Raw genomic sequence first — 3,928 nt, 5'->3', positions numbered from 1 at the left:
GTATTGGGTGCTGCTAAATGAGAAAAAGCAAACTCTGACAAATAGTAACTTCCGGTTTGATAAATTGCATTGATATTGAAATTTCTGAAGCTGTAATTTCCATTCAGTTTCATCTGAAAATTTTGGTCGTCATAAAACGGGTACTTTACAAACCCTGTTTCAAATRCAAAGACTGCAGATTGTCTGGTTTTGTAATCTGACCATGAAATCTGCTCTACAAGTCTGTTTGCGGTAAGATTCAGCAATTCACTATTTTCCCAGCTTCCAAAAAAATTATTGTAACTGTTTGAGTTTTCGTTTTGGTACTGATAAAAAATCCCGAAGCTGATGTTTTTTACCCTCGGAAATTTAGTTCCCAATTCAATTCTTGTGTTTTCAGAAGACTGAGGTCGGTCAAAAAAATAATATTTTGGTGAAAAATTAGCGAATATAACGTTACCGAAAAAGTTGTAATTTTTATAATTCTTAGAAACATTCTGCTGCAAGAGCACACTTCCTCGCCTGTTTCCCGGGTAATATCCGGAACTGAAAAAGTAATTTCCGTTAAGATTATAATCTTTAAAAGCCCCTATATAATTAGATTCTGCAGAGAAAGACGGTTTTGTAAAGTCCTGAGTTTCATAAGAGCTTAATCCCGCATTTACTTTTGCATTCATGCTCCATATTTTGTCAAAAGCATAATTGGCTTCTGTTCCCAGAATATTGTGTTTACTTTTTTCAAACGGATCATAACGGTAAATATAGGCTGCAGAGAGATTTTTGGTGCTGTTGTTGGCATTCAGTGTTCCTTTGGTGAAAAAACCGTAGCCGTTTTTTAAGAAGCTGTTTTTTTCGACAAGATTAAAATTCTGATCAACAAAGCCAACTTCCAGTTTTTTGTCATTTCCGAAAGTATGACTGTATTCTGCACCTCTTCCTACAAGGGTCATTTCTAATAACTTATTTACACTTCCGATACTGTATTGGTTTTTGCCTTGCTGAAGGATAACATTGGTATTGGTTACCAAAGGTTGTTGCTGGCTGTTGAGAAGTGCAATATTTCCTCTCATAAAAAGATATCCTGAAGGCAAATTCAATCCACCTGTACCAATCAGCTGATACATGTCGATATTTTCTCCTACCTTTCGGTATGAAGCGGTGATCTGATTTTTTGTTTCTTCGGCAAAATTATTAAACTGTGGATCCTGATATTTCTGAACACTTGAAATATTCTGTACAAAAACAGTTGCCGAATTGAATATTTCTTTGTCCGGGTTTCTAAAACCGGAAATATTTATCGAAAAATTTGATAATCTTGATAAACCATTTGAAGGCTGATAAGTAAAAGTAAAAATAGAATCTTTTTTTACATTAATTACCGCTTGCTGCTCCAAAAACTGATTTCCATTCTCCGGATCAGGGATTTTACAGACCAAAGTAATATCCTGCGATATGTTTCCCGAATTGCCTACTCTTATTTTTACAGTTATGGGTTCCTGACCGGAAGACCTGTAAATAGGGGCATTCAGAACAGATAAATTCAATTCATTATTAACATCAATAACGTGCTCTTTAATTCTTTCGGTAATTAAAATTCCAAGCTGATCAAGCAACCTGATTTTTATGGGTGAAGATCCTGCTTTAGCATCAGTTTCTATAATAATTCTTACAGGTAAGTACTTCTTTTCGTAAGGTTTAAGTTCTATTACTGGCTCTTCACCGGAAATAACTTTAAAACCTTTCGGGCAATCAAACTGTAGTTTTCCGCTAAAATTATTTGCGCCTGAATTTTGAATAGCTACAACAAGATTTAAAAGTCTGGTACGGGTTGGCGAACTTTCCTGTTCAATTTCCATCGTAATATTTGATTCAGTTTTTTGTGCATTTATAAAAATGCTGCTGAATAAAACGATAAAAAATGTGAACAAAAATCTTCTGCTTAAAAAARGCATCTTTTAAATTTTATTGAGGAGTAATCTCGTACTGCAGTGTAGTAGAATACTCGGTAGGCTTAGCGTTAATTAGTTGCTCGTCTTGCGGCAATGTAAAATATTTGATGTCGTAATTGTAAGTTGTATTCTGAGATACATTTCCTTTTGCAAGAGTTTGGCTTGCTGTACTTAATGCTATCGGGAAAATTGTCTGACTGCTTTGTCCTACAGGCTGTAACGTAAGATGTACTGCACCTACAGGAATAGAATAGTTTCCGATATTAGATAACAAATGACTTTGTAATGACCTCACTTTGATCTGGAAATTTGTATTCGTTTTAATTTCCAATCCACTAGGATATACTACGCTGTTTCCGTTGTTGTAATCCTGCATACTGTTAAATTCAAGAAGACCGTTTGCTGCATTCATATTTACTTTTAAAGACATTTCCTGCGTTACAGGCGGTGTTCCGGTCAAATTAGCAATATGAAAATCAAAAGTATGATTTACTTTCCCCATTACGTTGTTGTATTGGTCGTAAGCTGTAAATTCTACAGGAGCCACAAACCTCGTCCACGCCGGATATGTTCCTAAATAAGCACCACCCATTATGGTAATTCCAAATTTAATCTGAAGATTATAATAACCGTTTGGCGAAGCAGGCATATTGTATAATGGAGCATTTGATTGCGGAACCAGAAAAACTTCTGCATTTTCCTGTAAAAATACATTGGGCGGAACTCCTATCTGCGCCAACGATGGAGTAGGGTCAGGATAAGCCTGCCCGATTGAAGATATGGGCTGAAAAGAAATTTTATTTCCCGGAATTGTATATTGCCCGTCTGTAGATGTAATCGGTTGCTTAAGTGTTGCAGAAAGCTTCCAGTAAGGCATATCTAAATTACCGTTGGCTGCAAATGTTACAGTATATGCATCAGGATTGTTGTTCCCGTTGTAAGAATTTACCTGCAAATAACTGTTCGTCCAAGAAGTAAAAGAAACCTGCGCATCAATTATCATGGATATTGGAATGAATAGAGCGATTAATACTTTATTCATAATTAAAATTTAATTCTCCCATTTCTAATGTTTCATTATCTCCATAATCAATCATAACCGACACATTATATGAGCCTTTTTCTGTCAAATTTTGTACAGGAATACTTACTTTGCGGATGTTTCCCGGTAGTGTATAAAATATAATAGGGTCTATTGTAATCTTTTTACCCGTGCTTGTATTGATGATATCTGTGATGATTTTTCCATCAGTCCAAAGCTCTGACTGGTTTTCAAAAGTAAGATTCAGTATTTTTTTTGCACTGTCAAATTTCAGATCCTGGATTTCCACTTTTCTTTTGATAATATCCGGCGTTCTGTGGAATATCTTAATTCCTGAACGGATACTTACTTTAATTTTTGCTCCTTTGTTGTCTACATCGTCCACCGGGTTCATCTGGCTTACAAATAATACGGCAGTATGTGCTGCAAGCTTGTCCTGATTGGCGGGTGGCGTAATTGTTACTTCAAGATCCTTTCTTTCTCCGGGAGCCAGGCTGAAGTAATTGTCATTTTTATTAATAGTGATCCAGCTTGCACAAGAGTTTTTCAAAGTACCGGCTGCATACATCATGTTTTCACCTTTTTCATCATAATCCCAATCACCTAAACTTACCGAAAGGTCTAATGTATTTTTCGTACTTACATTGGTAACCGTTATTTTTTGCGTGGTACTGGATCCTGCAGCCGATTCAAAATATACTCTCGGCGGAGAAACCGAAATACCTGTCTGCGCACTGATCTGTATCATCAGAAATAAAAAAAGTAAGGTGATTTTGTTCATGATGGTGTTTTTTAATTGCATAAAAAGTGTCACAAATAAATTGTGACACTATAATATTCTATAGTTATAGTTTGTTATTGGCTAACAATCGTATAAGTTAATTCTGTTGTATAAACTGTAGGATCCTGACCCGCAACATAATTATCTAAGTAAGCATTTGCACCAGCTCCTTTATAT

The 3,928-nt window shown here is 35.6% G+C and carries 3 protein-coding genes; all 3 read right to left on the bottom strand.

Going from position 1 to position 3,928, the window contains the following annotated elements:
- Nucleotides 1-1,835: COG1470 family protein (locus tag AB4Y90_RS16085; protein WP_441558591.1), on the bottom strand; the 1,835-nt coding region annotated here is incomplete at its 3' end.
- A gap of 106 nt (nt 1,836-1,941) precedes the next feature.
- On the bottom strand, nt 1,942-2,970 hold the full coding sequence (locus AB4Y90_RS16080) for a hypothetical protein (RefSeq protein WP_441558590.1): 1,029 nt from the start codon (nt 2,968-2,970) through the stop codon (nt 1,942-1,944).
- Complete coding sequence (locus AB4Y90_RS16075; RefSeq protein ID WP_441558589.1) at nt 2,963-3,751, bottom strand: fimbrial biogenesis chaperone; 789 nt, start codon at nt 3,749-3,751, stop codon at nt 2,963-2,965. Before AB4Y90_RS16075 ends, AB4Y90_RS16080 begins: the two co-directional genes overlap by 8 nt.
- Nucleotides 3,752-3,928: the final 177 nt, after the last annotated feature.

It is taken from the genome of Chryseobacterium sp. 2TAF14 (assembly GCF_052115105.1).
Lineage (GTDB): Bacteria > Bacteroidota > Bacteroidia > Flavobacteriales > Weeksellaceae > Chryseobacterium.
Note: the sequence above shows the minus strand (reverse complement) of the source record. Positions and strands in the feature narration are given on the sequence as shown.